Source organism: Enterovibrio baiacu, assembly GCF_004120195.1.
Taxonomy (GTDB): domain Bacteria; phylum Pseudomonadota; class Gammaproteobacteria; order Enterobacterales; family Vibrionaceae; genus Enterovibrio; species Enterovibrio baiacui.
The window spans coordinates 51952-71275 of the sequence record NZ_SCHN01000010.1 but is presented as its reverse complement, the minus strand read 5'-3'; the positions used below and the strand labels follow the sequence as shown (position 1 = coordinate 71275).

At 48.7% G+C, this 19324-nt stretch carries 18 protein-coding genes; 7 read left to right on the top strand and 11 right to left on the bottom strand.

Features of this window, described 5'->3' with window-relative positions:
* Positions 1-11: 11 nt before the first annotated feature.
* Complete coding sequence (locus EQP46_RS11590; protein ID WP_129493805.1) at positions 12-377, bottom strand: cupin domain-containing protein; 366 nt, start codon at positions 375-377, stop codon at positions 12-14.
* 153 nt (positions 378-530) lie between these two features.
* On the opposite strand from EQP46_RS11590, the gene EQP46_RS24235 reads away from it, so the two are divergent.
* Positions 531-704 (top strand): hypothetical protein, encoded by a 174-nt coding sequence (locus EQP46_RS24235; protein ID WP_167482764.1) that lies wholly within the window; start codon positions 531-533, stop codon positions 702-704.
* Positions 705-731: 27 nt separating this feature from the next.
* Here EQP46_RS24235 and EQP46_RS11585 read toward each other — a convergent pair whose 3' ends face one another.
* Entirely contained in the window at positions 732-1637 is a 906-nt protein-coding gene (locus tag EQP46_RS11585) for a DMT family transporter (RefSeq protein ID WP_129493804.1), read from the bottom strand.
* A 300-nt stretch (positions 1638-1937) separates the two neighbouring features.
* Here EQP46_RS11585 and EQP46_RS11580 point away from each other — a divergent pair, with 300 nt between their 5' ends.
* The 3 genes from EQP46_RS11580 to hppD all read left to right on the top strand — a co-directional run bounded on the left by EQP46_RS11580 (position 1938) and on the right by hppD (position 4686).
* A complete protein-coding gene (locus EQP46_RS11580) occupies positions 1938-2843 on the top strand; it encodes a helix-turn-helix domain-containing protein (RefSeq protein WP_129493803.1) in 906 nt (301 codons plus the stop codon).
* 130 nt (positions 2844-2973) lie between these two features.
* Positions 2974-3333, top strand: a complete 360-nt coding sequence (locus EQP46_RS11575) for a DUF2750 domain-containing protein (RefSeq protein WP_129493802.1) — start codon at positions 2974-2976, stop codon at positions 3331-3333.
* A gap of 237 nt (positions 3334-3570) precedes the next feature.
* Complete coding sequence (gene hppD / locus EQP46_RS11570) at positions 3571-4686, top strand: 4-hydroxyphenylpyruvate dioxygenase (protein ID WP_129493801.1); 1116 nt, start codon at positions 3571-3573, stop codon at positions 4684-4686.
* Positions 4687-4878: 192 nt separating this feature from the next.
* Here hppD and EQP46_RS11565 read toward each other — a convergent pair whose 3' ends face one another.
* Positions 4879-5652: a substrate-binding periplasmic protein gene (locus EQP46_RS11565; protein ID WP_240671715.1), complete on the bottom strand. Its 774-nt coding sequence runs from the start codon at positions 5650-5652 to the stop codon at positions 4879-4881.
* Between the two features lie 91 nt (positions 5653-5743).
* On the opposite strand from EQP46_RS11565, the gene EQP46_RS11560 reads away from it, so the two are divergent.
* Complete coding sequence (locus EQP46_RS11560; protein ID WP_129493799.1) at positions 5744-8050, top strand: response regulator; 2307 nt, start codon at positions 5744-5746, stop codon at positions 8048-8050.
* Positions 8051-8124: 74 nt separating this feature from the next.
* Here EQP46_RS11560 and EQP46_RS11555 read toward each other — a convergent pair whose 3' ends face one another.
* From EQP46_RS11555 to EQP46_RS11525, 7 genes are all read right to left on the bottom strand, one after another.
* Positions 8125-8580: a hypothetical protein gene (locus tag EQP46_RS11555; protein ID WP_129493798.1), complete on the bottom strand. Its 456-nt coding sequence runs from the start codon at positions 8578-8580 to the stop codon at positions 8125-8127.
* Positions 8581-8895: 315 nt separating this feature from the next.
* On the bottom strand, positions 8896-10635 hold the full coding sequence (locus tag EQP46_RS11550; RefSeq protein ID WP_129493797.1) for an ABC transporter substrate-binding protein: 1740 nt from the start codon (positions 10633-10635) through the stop codon (positions 8896-8898).
* Between the two features lie 27 nt (positions 10636-10662).
* Positions 10663-10935, bottom strand: coding sequence for a DUF2160 domain-containing protein (locus EQP46_RS11545; RefSeq protein WP_102319198.1), 273 nt, complete (start codon positions 10933-10935; stop codon positions 10663-10665).
* A 10-nt stretch (positions 10936-10945) separates the two neighbouring features.
* Positions 10946-11743: a carbohydrate ABC transporter permease gene (locus tag EQP46_RS11540; protein ID WP_017007712.1), complete on the bottom strand. Its 798-nt coding sequence runs from the start codon at positions 11741-11743 to the stop codon at positions 10946-10948.
* 3 nt (positions 11744-11746) lie between these two features.
* Positions 11747-12616, bottom strand: coding sequence for a carbohydrate ABC transporter permease (locus EQP46_RS11535; RefSeq protein ID WP_129493796.1), 870 nt, complete (start codon positions 12614-12616; stop codon positions 11747-11749).
* A complete protein-coding gene (locus EQP46_RS11530; RefSeq protein WP_129493795.1) occupies positions 12606-13748 on the bottom strand; it encodes an ABC transporter ATP-binding protein in 1143 nt (380 codons plus the stop codon). Before EQP46_RS11530 ends, EQP46_RS11535 begins: the two co-directional genes overlap by 11 nt.
* Before the next feature lie 9 nt (positions 13749-13757).
* Positions 13758-14837 (bottom strand): ABC transporter ATP-binding protein, encoded by a 1080-nt coding sequence (locus EQP46_RS11525; protein WP_129493794.1) that lies wholly within the window; start codon positions 14835-14837, stop codon positions 13758-13760.
* A 346-nt stretch (positions 14838-15183) separates the two neighbouring features.
* Here EQP46_RS11525 and EQP46_RS11520 point away from each other — a divergent pair, with 346 nt between their 5' ends.
* Together EQP46_RS11520 and EQP46_RS11515 are read left to right on the top strand one after the other, a co-directional pair.
* Positions 15184-17187 carry a sigma-54-dependent Fis family transcriptional regulator gene (locus tag EQP46_RS11520; RefSeq protein WP_129493793.1) on the top strand — a complete coding sequence of 668 codons (2004 nt, stop codon included), beginning with the start codon at positions 15184-15186 and terminating at the stop codon, positions 17185-17187.
* A 419-nt stretch (positions 17188-17606) separates the two neighbouring features.
* A complete protein-coding gene (locus EQP46_RS11515) occupies positions 17607-18635 on the top strand; it encodes a porin (RefSeq protein ID WP_129493792.1) in 1029 nt (342 codons plus the stop codon).
* Positions 18636-18816: 181 nt separating this feature from the next.
* Here EQP46_RS11515 and EQP46_RS11510 read toward each other — a convergent pair whose 3' ends face one another.
* Positions 18817-19122 (bottom strand): DUF496 family protein, encoded by a 306-nt coding sequence (locus EQP46_RS11510; protein ID WP_017007718.1) that lies wholly within the window; start codon positions 19120-19122, stop codon positions 18817-18819.
* Positions 19123-19324: the final 202 nt, after the last annotated feature.

The following is a 19324-nucleotide window of genomic DNA, read 5'->3' as shown; positions in this document are numbered from 1 at the left end:
ACTGGCGCAGGTCAAATCCACGTTTGATCGTCTGTGGCGACAGTCACGCCCGTCACGTCATTGCCTGTGTGTTGCGTGGATGCGGGCTCTATCATGATGAAATGCGTGTCGGGCGTTGCTAATGGGCAATGCTCCACGCCTTTTGGTACGACATACATTTCACCTGGGTTGAGTACAATCTCCTTGTCCCGGAGTTTCAAGGTAAGTTGTCCCTTCCACACCAGAAACAATTCGTCCTCGTTTTCATGACTGTGCCACACCAGCTCACCACTGCCTTTCGCAATCTTCACTAACTGCCCATTGGACTCGGCGAGAATCTTGGGTGTCCATTCTTCATCAAAGAGTGAGAATTTCTCCGTGAGTGAAATCTTATCCATCCTAAATTCCTTTTACTGATGTGAGCGGCATGTGGTGAACGCCGCCATCATTTCGCCTTTTTTGTTCATCAAATTTCCATTTTTCCGCCACGGCGTTGACATCTACAGCGTGTGTAATGGTCATTAACAACCAAAGAAATGATGAGATTAATGATGAGCAAGCAAACAGAACCTGGCCGCTATATTCGTCGAAACCGCGTTGCAGACTGGCGTGAACGCCCTGCAAAAGAAAACGGCTTCTTACAGCAGTTTTCGTTTGGTATTCCGTCATGGTTATGGCCGCTGTTGATTTGTTTAGTGTGGCTGATTCAACTGGCGGCCCATTAAATAGGTATAAGCCTGATGGCGACTATCCTAGGCGTTTTGCCAACGCTTGATTGAACGTTTTACAGGCTCTGGCAACCCAAATACGCGCAGGTTACCTGCCAACACGAGTACGACACCTAGCGCGGACAACCCTGTCCATTCATACCCTTCGAACACGGTAGAGAGCGACAGAGCAACCAGCGGGAAGAGCACGGTGCAATAGGCCGCTTTTGCCGCGCCAATTCTGCCCACCAAAGCGAGGTAGGTGTTAAAGCCGATGACTGAGCCAACAATGGCCAGATAGACGAGCGCGGAAAGATACAGCGGTGTGGTTGGCACATCCAATGGCACACCCATGAAGAGCGCAATAACGAATAGGTAAATCGCGCCGTAGCCCATTGCCCATGCAGTTGTTGGTAGCAATGGCATCTCTTTCTTCTGGGCTTTAGCCGACACCATGTTCCCCATAGAGAAGAAATACGTGCCAACCAACGACAGGGCGAGGCCTAGCAAGATGCTGGTGTCCATTTCTGCACTGAGAAATTGAGAAGCAAAGAGTAAAACAACCCCAGTGAATCCCATGAGCGCCCCTTGAATAAAGGTGCCAGCAGGGCGGCGCTTTTCCAATATCCACAGATTGAACGCATTTAAAATAGGTGCCAGTGAGAACACCACGGCGTTGAGTCCGCTCGGCAAATATTGCGTTGCTGCGTAGAAACACAGGAAGTTGTTTGAAAACAGACACAGTGCGAGCATTGCGGCCATTTTGTGATTTTCGGCAGAGAGGCGTGGCAACGCATTGCGAAACATCAACACAGCAAACAGCGCTAATGACGCCAGCCCAAATCGCCACCCCACGGAGACCACCACAGAGGTGTCACCGATTTGATAAGCAATGGCGAGCCAAGTTGAACCCCAGATAAACACGGTTGCTGCGTATAATATTCCGTTCATGCGCTACCACTCTCCGTTTACATACCCAGTGCGTTGGAATGAAAACAACCCGCTGCTTACTTAGGTATGACGCCTAGCCAAAGACGTTGTTTTTATGAAATGCACCGTCGTCGCGTGTCGATAGGAAATATCAAAAACAGTTAAGACATCGGTTTAATGCAATGCCACGATAACGCGCAATCGATCGTCGTTCTTTCATGGAATTGCTATTTTTATAGATTCTTGCGCTTTTCTTTTTTGCTTGGTGTTCATCCAGATAGGCAATCAGTATATTAGGGGGAGCATCATCAAGGAGTCGTGATGGGTAAAGGCAAGTCTCAACGGATTCAGAGACAACGGGTTTATAATGTGTTGCAAGACAACACGGCAAAATTGCACAACGAACTGTGGCTGGAAAACGGCATGGGTTCGGCTGTGTGGAGCAACAGTCATGGCTGCGCAAGGTATGACAAACCCGGCCACCACACCTTGAGCTTTTACCTTGAGGGTGGACACAACACTAAACGAAACCTGCAAACCGGTGATCTGTTTGGTGGTGAAAATAAACTTTGCTTGATGCCTATCGATCATCACTCAGACTGGTCATTCGCTGATCCTTTCAGCTTCTACCACCTCTACTTTGAACAAGCGCACCTGCAACACTTTGCGGAGCAAGTGTTCGACAAAGAAGGGCGTCACATCGAGCTAAAAGAACGCACGTTTGTTGACGATCCTTTTATCACCCAGTTTGTGCGCGAAACCATGTTGAAACTGGATTGGTCAAACCCTACCGACGGTTTGATGGCCTCTCATGCGCAGCAAATGGTGTTGCTCCACCTCATTCGTCAACACTGCCATCAGCCAATCTACAAAGCATTGTCTGTTGGTGGATTGTCACCGGCGAATCAACGCAAGGTGCTGGATTACATTGAAGCGCATTTGCCGACCTCTTTTTCGCTAGGGGATTTGGCGGCGTTGACCCAGCTTAGTGAATTTCACTTTGCCAGAATGTTCAAAGTCAGCTTCAACTGCACGCCGCATCAGTACGTGCTTTCGCGCCGTGTTGAACATGCCAAACGTTTACTGTTAGACACCCAGCAATCTTTGTCTGAGATCTCGCTGGCATGTGGATTTTCGTCGCAACAACACCTGTCGCAGCAATTTAAACAGCGTGTTGGCATTACACCTGCGGCGTTTAGAAACGCAAAGGGCAAGTTTCTGCGTTAACCCTCCTTTAATGCTTGGCCATAATCCTCATTTTTAATACACACAACCTGCTGATGACTGCGTAGATTGAAATATCGAAGAGCCAAGTTGTGGCTTGCATCGCGCGTGAGTGTTTAAAAGGAGAAAGGGCATGACGACAAGCGATATCGAATCCCTGGGCGATTTCATCTCAGCGTCGCGCTTAAAGGGCGAGATATGGGGTTTACACTGTAAAGATGGCTGGGTTATCTGTGACTCTGCGATCTATGAAGACACGGACGTGATGCCCTTTTGGTCATCCCGTGATGCGGCTGCTGTGCATTGTGTGGATGAATGGGAAGACTTCGCACCTGTGTCGATTCCTTTGCAAACCTTCATCGAAGAATGGCTGGTGGATCTTGCAAGAGATGAAGTCATGCTGGGTCCTGATTGGGGCAAAGAATTGAGCGGTGAAGAAGTGGATCCGGTGGATTTGGCCACAAAGTATCAAGATCCAACGCTATTAAATTAATTCATCCGCCAATACGGCACGTGTTTTTTCTATTCTCCTGATTTATATCGTCTAATTTTTTCGGTTGCCTGCAATGTGCGCGGCATATTGCGGGTTACTGTCAATCCCAGTGTACATTTTCTGATTTACACCTTTTCCCTTGGCAACCCATGCCCGTTTCTGGCTGCGTCCTATACCGACTGCTATTCCTAACAGAGCAAGGCACTGTAGCTACTAGCGCGAATGGAGGATGCATCAATGGCAAAAGCAGCACATCAAGACAAGGCTCAGATGGAAGCCCACACAGTGAAAACGATCAACCCGATGGGGACAGACGGTTTCGAATTTGTGGAGTATACCGCCCCGAATGCCGAAGGCATCGATGCGTTAAAATCTCTGTTTTCATTGATGGGGTTTGCCGAAGTCGCGAAGCACAAGCACAAAGACGTGTGGCTTTATCGTCAAGGTGAAGTGAATTTCATTGTGAATGGAGAGCATGATTCGCAAGCCGAAGGCTTCGCTAAACAACATGGTGCGAGCGTGAATGCCATGGCGTTTCGCGTAAAGGATGCGCTTCATGCAATGAATTACGCCGTGAAGCAGGGCGCAGAGGCCTGTGAACCGCGCATTGGACCGATGGAGCTCAACATTCCAGCGGTGCATGGCATTGGCGGTTCGTACCTGTATTTCGTCGACCGCTATGGTGACAATGACATTTACAGCATTGATTTCGATTACTACCCCGATTGGAAAGAAAAGGTCGCAGCCTCCGATGCGGGCCTCAAGTTCATCGATCATCTCACTCATAATGTCGAGAAGGGCAACATGGATGTGTGGGCAGACTTTTATGATCGTATCGCGAACTTCAAGGAGATCCGTTATTTCGACATCGAAGGTAAACTCACAGGGTTGAAATCCCGCGCGCTGACCGCGCCATGCGGAAAAATCCGAATTCCTATCAATGAATCGAGCGATGACAAATCACAAATCGCAGAATATCTGAAAGAGTACAACGGCGAGGGCATTCAGCACATTGCTTTGAGCACAGATGACATCTACCAAACTGTCGAAACATTGCGTCAGCGCGGTATGGCATTCATGAACACGCCAGACACCTACTACGAGAACATTGATGCCCGTGTGGAAGGCCATGATGAGAATGTAGAAACCCTGCGAAATATGCGTGTGCTGATCGATGGCAGCGTGAGTTCGGGTATTTTGTTGCAGATCTTCACTGACACTGTGATTGGCCCAGTGTTCTTCGAAATTATTCAACGCAAAGGCAATCAGGGTTTTGGGGAAGGTAATTTCCAAGCCTTGTTTGAATCCATCGAACTCGATCAGATTCGACGCGGCGTGTTAGATGCCGGGTAATGGTTAAGGAAAGTCTGGAATAAAAAACAGGTCGCTTATGCGACCTGTTTTTTATTGGTGTGAAAGGCTGGCGTAATATTTACGTGTTTCGCCTTTCTGCCGCTTTGCATTATTCGTGAATACGCGTGGCATCTGATTTCGAACATGCTAGGAATAAAAAGAAGCGCCTTATGCGCCTATTTTTATAAGAAATTACTGGTATTTCGCGATGATGGCTTCTATTTCGTTTTTCTCGGCCATTTCTTGTAGACGATTATCAATGAATTCCTTAATTTCGTGATCGATGCCCGGAGAAAAGGCAATGTGGATGCCATAGTTTGGAATGACATTGCTGATGCTCTCAAGCTTGTAATCTTTGTTCGTGAAGCCAAGGCGCTTCAAATGGTATTGGAGACGAAGGTCCATTTCGACAAAGCCGCCGATGTCTTTTAGTCGGTTGACGACACGAAATGCAGACTGGTGATTTTTAACGCGAACTTCGCTTAACGCACCACTCTCAATCTCGCCATCAAGCCCTGGGTAGTTGAATCCGAGCAATAACACCGCAACCTTGCCATCGAGATCTTCTGGGTTCTTATAAGAAAACGTTGAGTTTGTGCTGCTAAGTATGCTGTGCTCAACATCGAAGATAGGCTGCGTTGATAGGTTCGCTGATTGCATGTCACCCCACAAAGGGCTGCCATACGTGATCCAATTTTTATCTTGATTTGAAGACATTTCTGCCATCATTCGATTAAACGGGTAGGTATGGATATCGAGGGTATATTTAGACCCTTCAAGCGCTTTGTATAGAATGTCAGTAATGATACCGTGATGGTTGGTACCCTTATCTTGGATTTGAAAGGGTTCAGCTTGGTCCTGAACGACATAATAGTCGAGCACTTCGCTAGAGACAGTGTGACTAAATAAAATCGCAGACACTGCAAATAATAAGGATGTTGCATTGAAATTAGTTTTATCAAACATACGAGTCATTTTATTCATCGTTGGTAATTGTCAGTTTGCAGCTATCCTTAAACAGGATGCTTTACTTTTAAGACACTAATAAGCCTAGTCTATGTTGAATAAAAAAGAGAAAGTTCGTCAGCCAGTTAGCATCGCAGCCCGATTAGTGGGCCGAATATTGCTTGTTTGTACCTTACTTGCTTTTTTGGTCGCCGCATTTGCACTCTATCTAGATTACAAGGCGAAGTCTGAACAGGTACGTGAGCACGCACTATTAATCCAGCAAACGGACCTAGCCAGCATTACGAATAGTGTCTGGCAAGAGGACACAAAGCAATTAAGTGTTATCGTTGAAGGCATATTGCGTGATCCAGATGTCTCTTATGTGAAAGTGTTTGATAATGAACGCGTCTTGGCAGAGCAAGGTAGCATTCCAAACACGCCTAAACTTGCATATCAATGGCCGTTGGTTCACGAGCAGTTCGGGAAGAACTATAACCTCGGTTATATGCAGCTCGAAGTGGGCTTGCAAGGTATCTACAATTCGCTCACCGAACGTTTTGTTATTCTGCTGTTGTTCTTGGGCGGCGCGACATTGATCCTTGGCGGTATCGTGTTTGCCATTGTGTATGCCGATGTGGTCAAGCCGTTGACTTGGATTGCCCACAGTGTGACCAAGTTTGACGCCGATCATCTGCCGAAACCCATCAAACAACCTCAGCGCGCCTTGGGCGAAGAGCTCGTGATTTTGTACGAACAGTACAATGACACCGTTGAAAAAATTCGGGTTTACAACGCTGAGCTTAACGACGCGAAAGAACAAGCAGAAGTCGCTAATCAAAAGAAAAGTGAATTTCTCGCCAACATGAGCCATGAGATTCGCACCCCGATGAATGGCATCATCGGCATGGCATCTTTGTTAAAAGGCACCAAGCTCGATGAAGAGCAGCGTGAATTTATAGAGATGCTTGAAACGTCTTCTTTGTCACTGCTCGACATCATCAACGACATTCTCGACTTCTCGAAAATCGAAGCGGGTAAGCTCGACCTCGATATTCTTGAACTCAACCTGTTTGAACTGAACAAAGACATCGAACACCTGTTCAAGCTGCGTACCAAAGAAAAAGGCATCGATTTCCGCTGCAATATCGACGACGTGTTGTCGCCGTTACTGATGGGCGATGCACCGCGGTTACGCCAAGTCATGATTAACTTGGTCGGAAACGCCGTGAAATTCACTGAGCGAGGCCGTATCGACGTCAATATCCGATTGGTCGAAGAAGCGGGCGATCGCATCACCGTGCTGTTTGAGGTGCTCGATACCGGTATTGGTATTCCAGAGAACAAACAATCCCAAATCTTCGAGAAATTCGAACAAGCAGACGGCAGCATGAGCCGAAACTTTGGCGGAACAGGGCTTGGTCTTGCGATTTCCAGTCAGATTGTGGAGCTCATGGGCGGTAGCCTGAAACTTGAAAGTAAAGAAGGCGTGGGAAGCCGTTTTTACTTCTCGGCCACGTTTGACCGCGCTGAAACGCCAGAAGCGACGCCGATTGATGCGCTCATGTTCTCTGATGCGGCGATGCTGCTGGTGGATGACAGCCGTTTAAACATGCGCATCACCAGCGCCCAATTGAGCAACTTAGGCTGTCAGGTGACCTGTTGTGTGCACCCGGAAGATGCGGAAGAAATGATTGCTGAGCGCATTGAAACGTCCAAGCCGTTCAAGATTGTCATTCTCGATAAGCTGATGCCGGGCACTGACGGTTTCTCTGTTGCATCACAGCTTCAAAGCCGCTTTGGGAAACGTTGTCCGAACATGATCATGATCACGGCAGCGCCAGAAGTGCATGACACGGTTAAACTCGACAGCTTCAATATCCAAGGCTACTTGTCGCGTCCGTACAAATTTAACGATTTGAAAAACGTGTTGATACGTATTCTTCGTAGCCAACAACCGCAATTGGATGTGGTGCCTCTTAAAGAAGCGAGCAACCGTTTGGGTTCAAACACTAACAATACCTACTCAGGTCGTATTTTGGTGGTGGAAGATACCTTGGTTAACCAACGTGTAACCGAAGCCATGTTAACGCGGCTGGGTGTTGACGTTGTTGTCGCAGAAAACGGGAAAATTGCCGTTGATTTGTGTGAAGCCGAAGCGTTCGATCTGATCTTAATGGATTGCCAAATGCCGATCATGGACGGTTACCAAGCCTCGCGTTTGATTCGTGACCATGATCTTGCGCCACAAACGCCGATTGTCGCTTTAACGGCAAATGCCACGGCGCACGACAAAGAAGAGTGCTTGAAATCCGGCATGGACGATTACATCGCCAAGCCTGTGAGCAAAGCTAACCTCGAACGTGTCATCAAACTGCACATGCCAGGTGCCTCTGAAGAGCAAGCTCAGACGATTTAAGGCGCAAGGTAAGCAACGAGCCGCTTTTCTGGTGAAAAGCGGCTCGTTTTGTTTTGGGGGTGAATGCTGGGTGGCTATTTAATAAAGAAATCCGAATTCAGTTGAATATGATGAAAGAGGTATTCACCATTCTCTTCTACCAACATGATGGTTAGAAGACCTGACCCATTTTCAAATAAAGCTGGCACCCTAAATATCGCCAACTCAATACCATTACCACTTGTATTAACACTTGATTTTATTTGTACAAATTCAGGCTCATCATGCCGGACGAGTTTACCTATCGTTGAAAGGTAGGCAGATATTTTCTTGCCCCTCTCGCTTTGAAAGATAGCCAGCGCTTCTGGCGTCAGAATTTCGCTGAATTGTTCCGCATCCCAAGTCATTATCAAAGGCATGTTCTGTTGGATAAATGGGATGGCTTTTGCTTTTGTTTCTTCAATACTGGTAAACGACCAATACCACAAACTGGCAAAGCCAAAGATAGCAATAGCTGTGAAGACGCATAACATCTTGAAAAATTTTTTCAACGTTCCTCTCCTTGGATTCGCTGCGCCTCCTTTGTTTGCTTTAGCAATTGAAAAGCCATGCACGCAGTTTCTTGATTATGCGCCTATTTTGTAGATACGGGGTGAGTCAGCTATGCGAATTTGCATTGTTTGAATTTAAATCCAAAGGGTTTCGTCACGGGCAAACCAAAATAAAAAACGCCTGCATCTGCAGGCGTTTTGCTTACGCAACGTGGTATCACGTTTCATCATCATGCCGTTCGAATCGAACGGCTTCATCCTCAGAGTGGAAAAGCAGAAGCGCATGAATGCTTCTGCGAGTCCATTAAGCGCAACTTATTGAGGTGAATCTGTTTTCCAAGATTTCAGCAGCTCGTCATACGAGATGGTGACACCTTGAGGTTTCTCATTGGCCAGTTTGGCTTTTGGTGCGCCAGGTTGTTCTAGCCAGTAAGACGCATCGCGTTTGTCGTTGAGTTTCGGGCCACATTCCCCTTGAACATTGGCACGCTCTAGACGTTGCAGCACGCGATCTTGCGCTTTTGCTAAGCCATTGAGCGCTTCTTGTGGTGTGTTTTCGCCGTTTGCAGCTTCCGCAATGAATTGCCACCACAGTTGCGCCAGTTTGGGATAATCTGGCACGTTAGTTCCTGTTGGTGTCCACTGAACTCGGGCAGGACTGCGGTAGAATTCGACGAGGCCGCCAAGTTTTGGCGCGGCATCCGTCATCGCTTGCGAGTTGATGTCAGATTCACGAATTGGCGTTAAGCCAACCAGTGTCTTTTTCAACGATACGGTTTTAGACACAGTAAACTGCGCGTACAACCACGCTGCGGCACGACGTTTCGGATCGGTCGCTTTCATCAGCGTCCACGAGCCTGTGTCTTGGTAGCCCAATTTCATGCCTTCTTCCCAGTACGGGCCTTTAGGCGAAGGGGCCATGCGCCATTTCGGCGTGCCGTCTGTGTTTACCACGGCCAAATTTGGCTTGGTCATGTCGGCGGTGAAAGCGGTGTACCAGAAGATTTGCTGAGCAATCGACCCTTGAGCGGGAACAGGGCCAGCTTCTGAGAAGGTCATGCCTTGTGCTTCTGGTGGCGCGTACTTGCGCAGCCAATCCACGTATTTGGTTGTTGCGTATACAGCGGCAGGGCCGTTAGTTGCGCCACCACGTTCCACACTGGAACCCACAGGGCGACAGCCTTCGACACGGATGCCCCATTCATCGACAGGCTTGCCGTTTGGAATGCCTTTGTCACCCGCCCCCGCCATCGAGAACCAAGCATCGGTGAAACGCCAGCCCAGTGACGGGTCTTTTTTCCCGTAATCCATGTGGCCGTAAACGCGTTGGCCGTCGATCTCTTTGACATGGACAGAGAAGAATTCTGCGATGTCTTCATAGGCAGACCAGTTGACGGGCACACCCAGCTCGTAGCCGTAAATGTCTTTGAATTGTTTTTTCAAATCATCACGTTCAAACCAGTCGGCACGGAACCAGTAAAGGTTGGCGAACTGCTGATCGGGCAGTTGATAGAGTTTTCCGTCCGGGCCGGTGGTGAACTCGGTACCGATAAAGTCGCCGATGTCGAGCGTTGGCAAGGTAATGGTGCGGCCTTCGCCTTCCATGTAATCACTGATAGGGAACACTTTACCGTAGCGAAAGTGCGTACCAATCAGATCCGAGTCATTGATGTAGGCGTCGTAGATGCTGCGGTTCGATTGCATTTCCGTTTGCAGTTTTTCTACCACGTCGCCTTCTTGAATCAAATCGTGGGTGACTTTAATGCCTGTGATTTCTTCAAAGGCTTTTGCGAGTACTTTTGACTCGTATTCATGGGTGGTAATGGTTTCTGAGACCACTTTGATTTCCATGCCCCGAAACGCTTTTGAGGCATTGGTAAACCACGCCATTTCTTCAAGTTGGCGCTTGCTGCTTAACGTAGAAGGGGTGAATTCATCGTATACCCATTTCTGCGCAGCATCTTTGTATTGGTCTGCCAGCGCACTTGGCGCAAGCAGCATCCCGATTAGGAATCCGAGAGGCGTCCATTGCTTTGATGCAGGTAAGTGCTTCATAGTTTTTAGCTCCTTTAACGTATTTCCCTAACCCCAGCGTAGAACAATACCGAGCCAAACGATGGAAATCCCAAACGGATACCATATGGCAAGATCTGTCATACCGATGAAGAAAAGGTGTATATAGGCACTGCTCAGTAGGCCTATAAAGAGTCGATCACCCCGTGTGGTTGTGATAGGCAGAAAGCCTTTACGAGCAACGCACGGTCGGAGTACTTCGAAAGTGGTCATCACCAGCAAAATGCAGCCGATGGTGATAAAAAAAAGTGCACTGGGTTGAGTCCAAGCCATCCAATTCATGTGATTCTCCTTAAACGCGTCCCAACGCGAATCCTTTAGCAACGTGATTACGCACGAACCAAATCACCAGCAGCCCCGGCACAATGGTCAGTACACCGGCGGCAGCGAGTACGCCCCAGTCGATACCAGAGGCGCTGACGGTTCGTGTCATGGTGGCAACAATGGGTTTGGCGTTAACAGATGTCAGCGTTCTGGCAAGCAAGAGCTCCACCCAACTGAACATGAAACAGAAGAACGCGGTTACGCCGATGCCAGAGCGGATCATGGGTATGAAAATGCGGCCGAAGAATCGCGGGAAACTGTAGCCATCGATGTAGGCGGTTTCGTCGATCTCTTTCGGCACACCAGACATGAAGCCTTCCAAAATCCACACCGCGAGCGGCACGTTAAACAGACAGTGGGCAAGTGCGACCGCAATGTGGGTATCGAATAAGCCAACGGAGCTGTAAAGCTGGAAAAAAGGCAACAGGAAGACGGCAGGTGGCGCCATTCTGTTGGTGAGTAGCCAGAAGAACAGATGCTTGTCGCCCACGAAGCGATAGCGTGAAAACGCATAGGCAGCGGGTAAGGCAACAGCCAGTGACAGCAAGGTATTGATGGTCACGTACGTGAGTGAGTTCAAATACCCTGAATACCAACTGGGGTCAGAGAAGATGATCGCGTAGTTCGCGAGCGTTGGTGATTGCGGCCAAAAGGTTAATCCGCCCAGAATCTCTTCGTTGGTTTTGAAAGACATCATCAGCAGCCAGTAAATTGGCAGCATTAAGAAGATGATGTAGGCAATAAGGCCAAGCGTTTTTTTCTGCATCGTTTAGCTCCTATTGTCCATGCTGGTCATGGCGGTGTAGAACACCCAACACACCAACAAGATGATCAAGAAATAGATAATTGAGAACGCCGCTGCCGGGCCTAAGTCGAACTGACCGACGGCCATTTTCGTGAGGGTTTGCGACAAGAAGGTGGTGGAGTTACCCGGGCCACCACCGGTGAGGACGAAGGGTTCGGTGTAAATCATGAAGCTGTCCATAAAGCGCAGTAACACGCCGAGCAGCAGCACGCTTTTGAGTTTGGGCAGTTGGATGTAGCGGAACACCGCCCAGTTAGACGCGCGGTCAATCTTTGCAGCTTGATAATACACATCCGGAATGGCGCGAAGGCCGGAGTAGCAAAGCAGGGCCACCAAGGATGTCCAATGCCACACGTCCATCACCAGCACCGTTATCCACGCATCAACGGGGTCAGATGCATAGTTATAGCTCACGCCAATGCTGTTCAAGAACCAGCCCAGTAAGCCAATGTCAGCGCGTCCGAAAATCTGCCAAATGGTGCCGACCACGTTCCACGGGATCAGCAAGGGAATGGCAAGCACGATCAGCACCAGTGATGCTTTCAAACCGCGTGCTGGCATGGTGAGTGCCACGGCGATCCCTAAGGGAATTTCAATCGCAAGGACACAGAAGGAATAGATAAACTGCCGTACCAGCGAATCGTGCAAGCGTGGGTCGTTCAGGATTTCTCGATACCACTCTGTACCGACAAAATACGCCGTGTTTTGATCGAAGATATCTTGAATCGAATAGTTCACCACCGTCATCAGCGGAATGATGGCGGAGAAGGCAACCAGCAAGAACACAGGCAGCACGAGCCACCATGCGTGGTTGTTTTCGGTTTTAGTCTGCATGAGGCGCTCCTTGCTCTGCCGATACCACGTTAGAGGGGGTTGGCTCCCCGATAAGGTATTCGTCGATGTAGAGCTTTAACCACTGAGCGGGAAAGCTGATCCATGTGTGCTCTTTCGGCACGGGGGTTTCTTCATCAATGCGTAACTTGAACGGAATGCTGCCAAATTTCACCGTGATGATTTTGTAGGTGCCGAGGTCTTCCACGTACTGCACGGGCACTTGCCATGCATCGTCACGGGCGTCTTGCCACAAATGCACGAATTCAGGGCGAATGCCGACTTTGATGTTGTCACTGGATGACGCATCGAGCGCATGGGTTTGTTCGTCAGTCAGGGGGATATGATTGCCCTCAAACGTCACGCCATTTTTGCTTCGGGTAACGGGAAGCAAGTTCATGCCTGGGCTACCAATGAAGTAACCGACAAATGTGTGGTTGGGGGATTCGAAAAGCTCGCGAGGCGATCCAAATTGCACAATCGCGCCGTCGTACATGACGGCGATTTCTTCCGCAAAGGTGGCGGCTTCGAGCTGATCGTGGGTGACATACACCATGGTGATATGCAGTTGCTCATGGATTTGGCGAAGCTTGCGGCGCAATTTCCATTTCAGCTGCGGGTCGATCACCGTCAGGGGCTCATCAAACAAAATGGCCGAGACATCTTCACGCACGAGGCCGCGTCCCATGGAAACCTTTTGTTTTTCGTCGGCAGTGAGATTGCTTGCGCGTTTGTTCAGCACAGACGTGAGCTCTAGCAACTCTGCAACTTCACTCACCCGTGAACGCACCTTGGCCTCTGGCGTTTTCATGTTACGCAGCGGAAAGGCGAGGTTATCGGCCACCGTCATGGTGTCGTACACCACGGGGAACTGGAACACTTGCGCAATGTTGCGTTCTTGCGGGGCAAGGTGACTCACATCCTGCTTGTCGAACACCACTTTGCCTTCTGATGGGGTGAGCAACCCTGAGATGATGTTTAGCATGGTGCTTTTGCCACAGCCTGATGGCCCTAGCAGCGCATAGGCACCGCCATTTCGCCAGGTGTGGGTCATCCTTCGGATGGCGTAATCATTCGCGCCGCTCGGTGAGGGCATGTACGAATGTGCGAGAGATTCTAAGACGATTTCAGCCATACATACTCCTTAGCGATAACGGGCGGATTGGATGCGTTTTTCTGTACTGTCGAACACGTACAACTTATGTGTCGGCACATAAATACTGATGCGCTGATCCACTTGATAGTCGTGCACGCCCGGTAAGTGCAGCACCATGCTGACATCGCGATTTCGGACATGAAGAAAGGTTTCGCTGCCGCTGATTTCAGCCAGCTCCACGTCGACGGACAGCTCAAGGTCGTCGTCATTGTGGGGAACAAGGCTGAGGTGATTCGGGCGAATGCCAAAAAGGTATTCCCCTTCTTCTAGCTCGCTGAGGTCGGTGTTAACAGGGAAGTGAATGTGCTCAGCAAAGGACACATTCCCGTCAGCAATGTGGCCGTTGATCATGTTGATGGGGGGCTCGCCGAACAACTCGGCACTCGTTACCGAAGAAGGGTGGTGGTAAACCTCGGCGGTAGGGCCGGATTGAATCACTTTGCCTTCGTGCATGAGCACCACATTGCCGCCGAGCGCGAGCGCCTCATTCGGTTCTGTTGTAGCGTAGACGGCGATGGTGTTTCTGGTCGCAAAAAGCTCGCGCATTTCCTGACGCAGTTCTTCGCGCAACTTGTAATCAAGGTTCACCAGCGGCTCATCAAACAATATGAGGTCGGCATTTTTTACCAAAGCCCTCGCCATGGCGGTGCGTTGTTGCTGACCACCAGACAGTTCGAGGGGAAGGCGATGAAGAAACTGTTCAATGTGGAGCATTTCTGCGGTTTCTTGCACCCGTTCGCGAATGACGGATTCGGGATGCTTTTCCAAACGCAATGGAGAGGCAATGTTTTCGAATACGGAAAGGTTGGGGTAGTTAATGAATTGCTGGTAAACCATGGACACATTGCGGTGGCGAACAGGCACACCTGTCATGTCTTGGCTGTTAAATAACACGCGCCCTGTGGTGGGCTTGTCTAGCCCCGCCATCAATCGCATTAAGCTGGTTTTACCTGCCAAGGTTCTTCCCAAAAGGACATTGAATGAGCCGGGTTCAAGAGTCAGATTGATCTCTTCAAGCCAGCTTTCGTTGTTACTGATCCTTGTGACGTTCTCTAGCGCTAAGGACATGAACACTCCCTGATCTGATCGTTGCCAATCGTTGGCATTGAGCCGTGCGATGTCTCGTCAGTGAAAAAACAGCGGCATTTTTCCTTTTTCTTTTGTTTCTGTGTTTTTCGTGATGCTCGTTCTCTGACAGACGCCGTACATTGGCTTTTAAAATATTCAACATGACATACGCCAGAAGTGTGCCAATAATTGGCACTCTTTTATCTTATTGAAAGTATTGAATTAAAATTTAATGTGAGCACTGTCACTGTGCAGTTTCTGCGCATGAAACTGTTGACTGTTAACACTATGTGAACAATGATTAACGCTCACGTAACGTTTTCGAACGCGCAAAAAGGAAGGGTGGATGAGCGATATGGCTCACACGCACGATGAAGTCATTCAGGCATCTTGGCATCGATGCCGGTCTTTCGGGCTGACACCAAAATCGTCTCCGGAAATCATTCAACTCAATCGCGGTGATTGGCAGGACGCCAAAGCACGCGCGAATGATTTGATCGCGACCACGCAAGAACAAGTGCTGCCTTACTATGAAAATATTCTGGTTAACAGTAACAGCTTGGTGCTGTTGGCTGACCATGAAGGCACCTTGCTGAGTCAGTGGGGACGACCGGGGTTTGTTGGGCAAATGGACAAGCACCTGTTCGAAAACGGCACCAGTTGGCAGGAAAAATACAACGGCACGAACGCGGTAGGCACGGCGATTCAAACCGGAGAATCTGTGGTGGTGGGGCGCGATGAACATTTTCTGATTGCGAACCGCTATATGACAGCGTCTGCTGCCCCGATCTATAACAGTGATCGCCGCTTGGTCGGCGTGTTGAACATTTCATCTGATGCTTATCTGCCGACCTCTCATGTGAATGGCATGGTAAAAGTGATGACGCAAGCGGTGGAGAATCAGCTCATCATCGCGACTTATCGACAGCACAACCACATGCTTATTTTTAACACCAGTAGCGATAACTTAGATAGCCAATGGGCGGGGCTATTGGTGTTCAATGAGGAAGGCACCATTATTGCAGCAAACCGACGGGCGGATTTGTTGGTGGGGCAAGCGCTGCGCGGGTTATCCATTGATCTCGTGACAGGCATTTCGCCGTTGCACTTGTCAGCGCATCCTGAAAATCAAACGCTTTCATTTATTGGGTTGCCTAAATACCGCTTGTTTGCCACGGTGAAACACCCGCAAGCCGCACACATTCCGCGCATCACTGCACCCGCGGCGTTTTCTCACACCAAGCTAAATGCAGTTGCATCGTCACCTGCGAGCAACGCCCACTCTTCCTCTTCTTCATCCGTTCGCATTCTGCCGATGCTTGATTTGGGCGATGCCAAAATGCACCGCGCGATCCGCCAAGCGCAAAGCGTGGTGAACAGCGACATTCCTCTGGTGATACAAGGGGAAACCGGTGTTGGCAAAGAAGTGTTCGCACAGGCAGTCCATGCGACGTCTGAGCGCGCCTCTGAAAAATTGGTTGCGGTTAACTGTGCGGCGATCCCCGCGGAGCTGGTTGAGTCTGAATTGTTTGGCTACGTGAAAGGGGCGTTTACGGGCGCAAATGCCAAAGGCAGCTTAGGCTACATTCGACAAGCTGACGGTGGCACCCTGTTTCTTGATGAAATTGGTGATATGCCGCTGCATGTGCAAGCACGATTGCTGCGTGTGTTGCAGGAAAAATCCGTCACCCCGCTGGGCAGCACTGACAGTTACCCCGTCGATTTTCGGATTGTATGTGCCACCCACCAATCTTTGCGTGATGCGGTCGCCAAGAAGCAGTTTCGAGATGATCTTTATTACCGCGTGAACGGGTTAACCCTTTTCCTCCCTTCACTGCGTGAACGTACCGATTTGCGTGAGCTGGTGGCGGAGTTATTGATGTCATTGTCGGAACAGGGCGTTGCTCCCATGATCAGCGATGACGTGATGTCGCTTTTCCAAGCCCACCCTTGGCCGGGCAACATTCGCCAATTGGTGAACGTGCTTCGCGTGGCGTTAGCACTGTCTGACGGTGACGTGATCACCCGGCTCCATTTGTCGGATGATTTCTTTCTTGATTTACAATCAAACGATGACTCGCCAGCAGAGGTTGCCAGTATTGATCGTGTAGCTCAGGGCGAGGCTGGTCATTCCGAAGCATCGGCTGAAAGACTCGGCAGTAACCAGAGCGAGCAAGGTTTCCCGCATTATTCCCACCAACCTTCTGCTTCCCCCATTCCTTCACCGTGGCAAGATACGCTACCCGCGTTATTTCGTTCAACAGAAGGAAACATTTCCCAAATTGCACAAATAACAGGCGTGAGTCGTAATACCATTTATAAGCGGCTCAGAAAGCTAGGGTTAAAATAGATTGTCCAATATGTCATCAGTTTGTGGCTAATAATTGCGCGTGGCACAATATATTCCCGATATAACGCTGAATTGTATTTGTTTTAATTGTGAATACGCTCGCAATTAATGTTTGTTGCTGCATTTATCTAATTGTACAAATATTAAACGGAATTGCATGCTGTTGCATGGAATAAACAGGTCGGATTAGTGACTCCATATGAATATTTGGTGGCTTCCTGTCTTATTTTTGTGACTTTTTATGCGGTTAGTGTGTTTGAAATACGTCACTGTTATTTGCGCGAAAAGTGAACGTATTGTTCGTTATCCTTTGTATTTTGTAAGTATTTGTATCATTGCTCCTGTGTTTCACCGATGTTAATTTTTATTCCGCAACATCTTTGCAAACGGAATGAATAATAAATACAGGAACGTATTGTATGAATAAGAAAATTTTAGCAGTAGCAATTCCAGCAGTACTTTTGGCAAGCAATGTAAGCGCGTATGAAGTATTTAGCAGCGACGAAGGTTCAGTAGAAGTATACGGTCAGCTCCGCGCGAAATTGACGAAAGATGAAGGCAAAGATATTAAATTAGATGACGGCAGTTCTCGTGCTGGCGTTAATGCAACATATACAGTGAATGAATATTTTGATGTGCTAGGTGCTATTGAATATAGCCTGGCAGACGAATTTAAAAACCGTTACAGCTATATTGGTGCGAGCGGTGACTGGGGTAAAGTGACCATTGGTAAGCAATACCTGACAGCAGATGATCTGTGGGGTGTTGATAACTCATACTTCTACGGTGGTTCACACATCGTTGAGGGTACGATTTCAGGCGGTAAGCACGATAGCTCTGTGCGTTATGTTTTCGAAAACGATGCATTCTATGTTGATGCGAGCTACGCCTTCGCTGAAGACGACGCAAACCCTGAAGTGTTCGAACTGTTTGGTCGCGTAAATGTCGCGGGCTTTGATGTCACAGCCGGTGTGTCTCAGGCGACACAAGGTCACGCTGCATTTGATGGCGTGCCAGAAGGTGAGCTGGATGATTTCTACCACACAGTGTGGGTTGAGCGTACCTTTGGCGACCTAAGCGTTGGTGTCCAGTACGCATCGAGTAAAATCGAGAGCGATGCGATTAACATGGAGCTTGATCGCACAGGTTATGGTCTAGCTCTTAGTTACGGTCTGTCAGAGAAATCGTCTGTATACGGCGGTTACGAATTCAGTGAGTTCGATGTAAAAGATGCGGCTTCATCTGTCGTTGAAAGCGATGACGCAACACTGGTTTACCTAGGCGCAGTGCACAAGTTTAACTCGTTCTTCCGTGTTTATGGTGAAGCGGCTTACGCAGACGGCACAACCGCCGGTTTCACGAACAACAAAAACGATTGGACAGTCGCAGCAGGCGCAACCGCTGACAGCGAAATGAAATATGCCATCGGTGCACGTGTTTACTGGTAATCCCTGCCATTAACACGCTTTAACTTCCCTTGCCTTTCAAAGCCTGACGAACGTCAGGCTTTTTTTCGTCAGCCTCACGGAGAGTTTATTCATGAATACGACACCGAGGCTGAAGCGTGGGCAATAAAAAAGGAGGCTAAGCCTCCTTTAAGATATTCTTTGTGTTGAAGAAAGCGGCGTATTATTTGCCTTCTTTTTCCAAGCGGGTCAGCTCTTTGATCTGACGGCTGATTTCACGACGTTCTTTTGAAATCTCAGCACTCTTGATGATGTGGTCATCAACGCGATCTTCATAGTCGGCTTTCATGTTTTTCACGATTTCTACGATTTCATCGTGCGTCATTTCTGGCTGAATGTAATCAAGCATGTTCTCAAGCAGGGTGACACGCTTTTGGTTATCGCGAATCTTTTTCTCGTTGTCCTGAATTTCCCGCTTCAGTTTGTTCTTACGACGTGAGAATTTCACGATTTCGAATACGTTACTCATAGGTCTATAGCCTTCTATGTGTGATCCTGACGAAATTAAACCACATTGACAGGTTGGGAAACAGTCTTTTGATCAAGGAAAAGGCAGGAATTTGCATTGGTGGTTTCGGTTTGTAACACAGGTCAACGCAAAGCAAATTGAGGACGACGAGATTGATGATAGTTGTATCAATGAATTTACCCCTAAACGTACGGTTTACGCT

Excerpts from the sequence above, each read along its gene's own strand:
- EQP46_RS24235 (WP_167482764.1), top strand. The coding sequence starts at position 531 with ATGAGCAAGCAAACAGAACCTGGCCGCTATATTCGTCGAAACCGCGTT.
- EQP46_RS11565 (WP_240671715.1), bottom strand. The coding sequence starts at position 5,652 with ATGTTTGATAAAACTAATTTCAATGCAACATCCTTATTATTTGCAGTG.
- EQP46_RS11530 (WP_129493795.1), bottom strand. The coding sequence starts at position 13,748 with ATGGCTGAAATCGTCTTAGAATCTCTCGCACATTCGTACATGCCCTCA.
- EQP46_RS11560 (WP_129493799.1), top strand. The coding sequence starts at position 5,744 with ATGTTGAATAAAAAAGAGAAAGTTCGTCAGCCAGTTAGCATCGCAGCC.
- EQP46_RS11540 (WP_017007712.1), bottom strand. The coding sequence starts at position 11,743 with ATGCAGAAAAAAACGCTTGGCCTTATTGCCTACATCATCTTCTTAATG.
- EQP46_RS11580 (WP_129493803.1), top strand. The coding sequence starts at position 1,938 with ATGGGTAAAGGCAAGTCTCAACGGATTCAGAGACAACGGGTTTATAAT.
- EQP46_RS11535 (WP_129493796.1), bottom strand. The coding sequence starts at position 12,616 with ATGCAGACTAAAACCGAAAACAACCACGCATGGTGGCTCGTGCTGCCT.
- EQP46_RS11585 (WP_129493804.1), bottom strand. The coding sequence starts at position 1,637 with ATGAACGGAATATTATACGCAGCAACCGTGTTTATCTGGGGTTCAACT.
- EQP46_RS11515 (WP_129493792.1), top strand. The coding sequence starts at position 17,607 with ATGAATAAGAAAATTTTAGCAGTAGCAATTCCAGCAGTACTTTTGGCA.
- EQP46_RS11525 (WP_129493794.1), bottom strand. The coding sequence starts at position 14,837 with ATGTCCTTAGCGCTAGAGAACGTCACAAGGATCAGTAACAACGAAAGC.
- hppD (WP_129493801.1), top strand. The coding sequence starts at position 3,571 with ATGGCAAAAGCAGCACATCAAGACAAGGCTCAGATGGAAGCCCACACA.
- EQP46_RS11550 (WP_129493797.1), bottom strand. The coding sequence starts at position 10,635 with ATGAAGCACTTACCTGCATCAAAGCAATGGACGCCTCTCGGATTCCTA.
- EQP46_RS11590 (WP_129493805.1), bottom strand. The coding sequence starts at position 377 with ATGGATAAGATTTCACTCACGGAGAAATTCTCACTCTTTGATGAAGAA.
- EQP46_RS11575 (WP_129493802.1), top strand. The coding sequence starts at position 2,974 with ATGACGACAAGCGATATCGAATCCCTGGGCGATTTCATCTCAGCGTCG.
- EQP46_RS11545 (WP_102319198.1), bottom strand. The coding sequence starts at position 10,935 with ATGAATTGGATGGCTTGGACTCAACCCAGTGCACTTTTTTTTATCACC.
- EQP46_RS11510 (WP_017007718.1), bottom strand. The coding sequence starts at position 19,122 with ATGAGTAACGTATTCGAAATCGTGAAATTCTCACGTCGTAAGAACAAA.
- EQP46_RS11520 (WP_129493793.1), top strand. The coding sequence starts at position 15,184 with ATGAGCGATATGGCTCACACGCACGATGAAGTCATTCAGGCATCTTGG.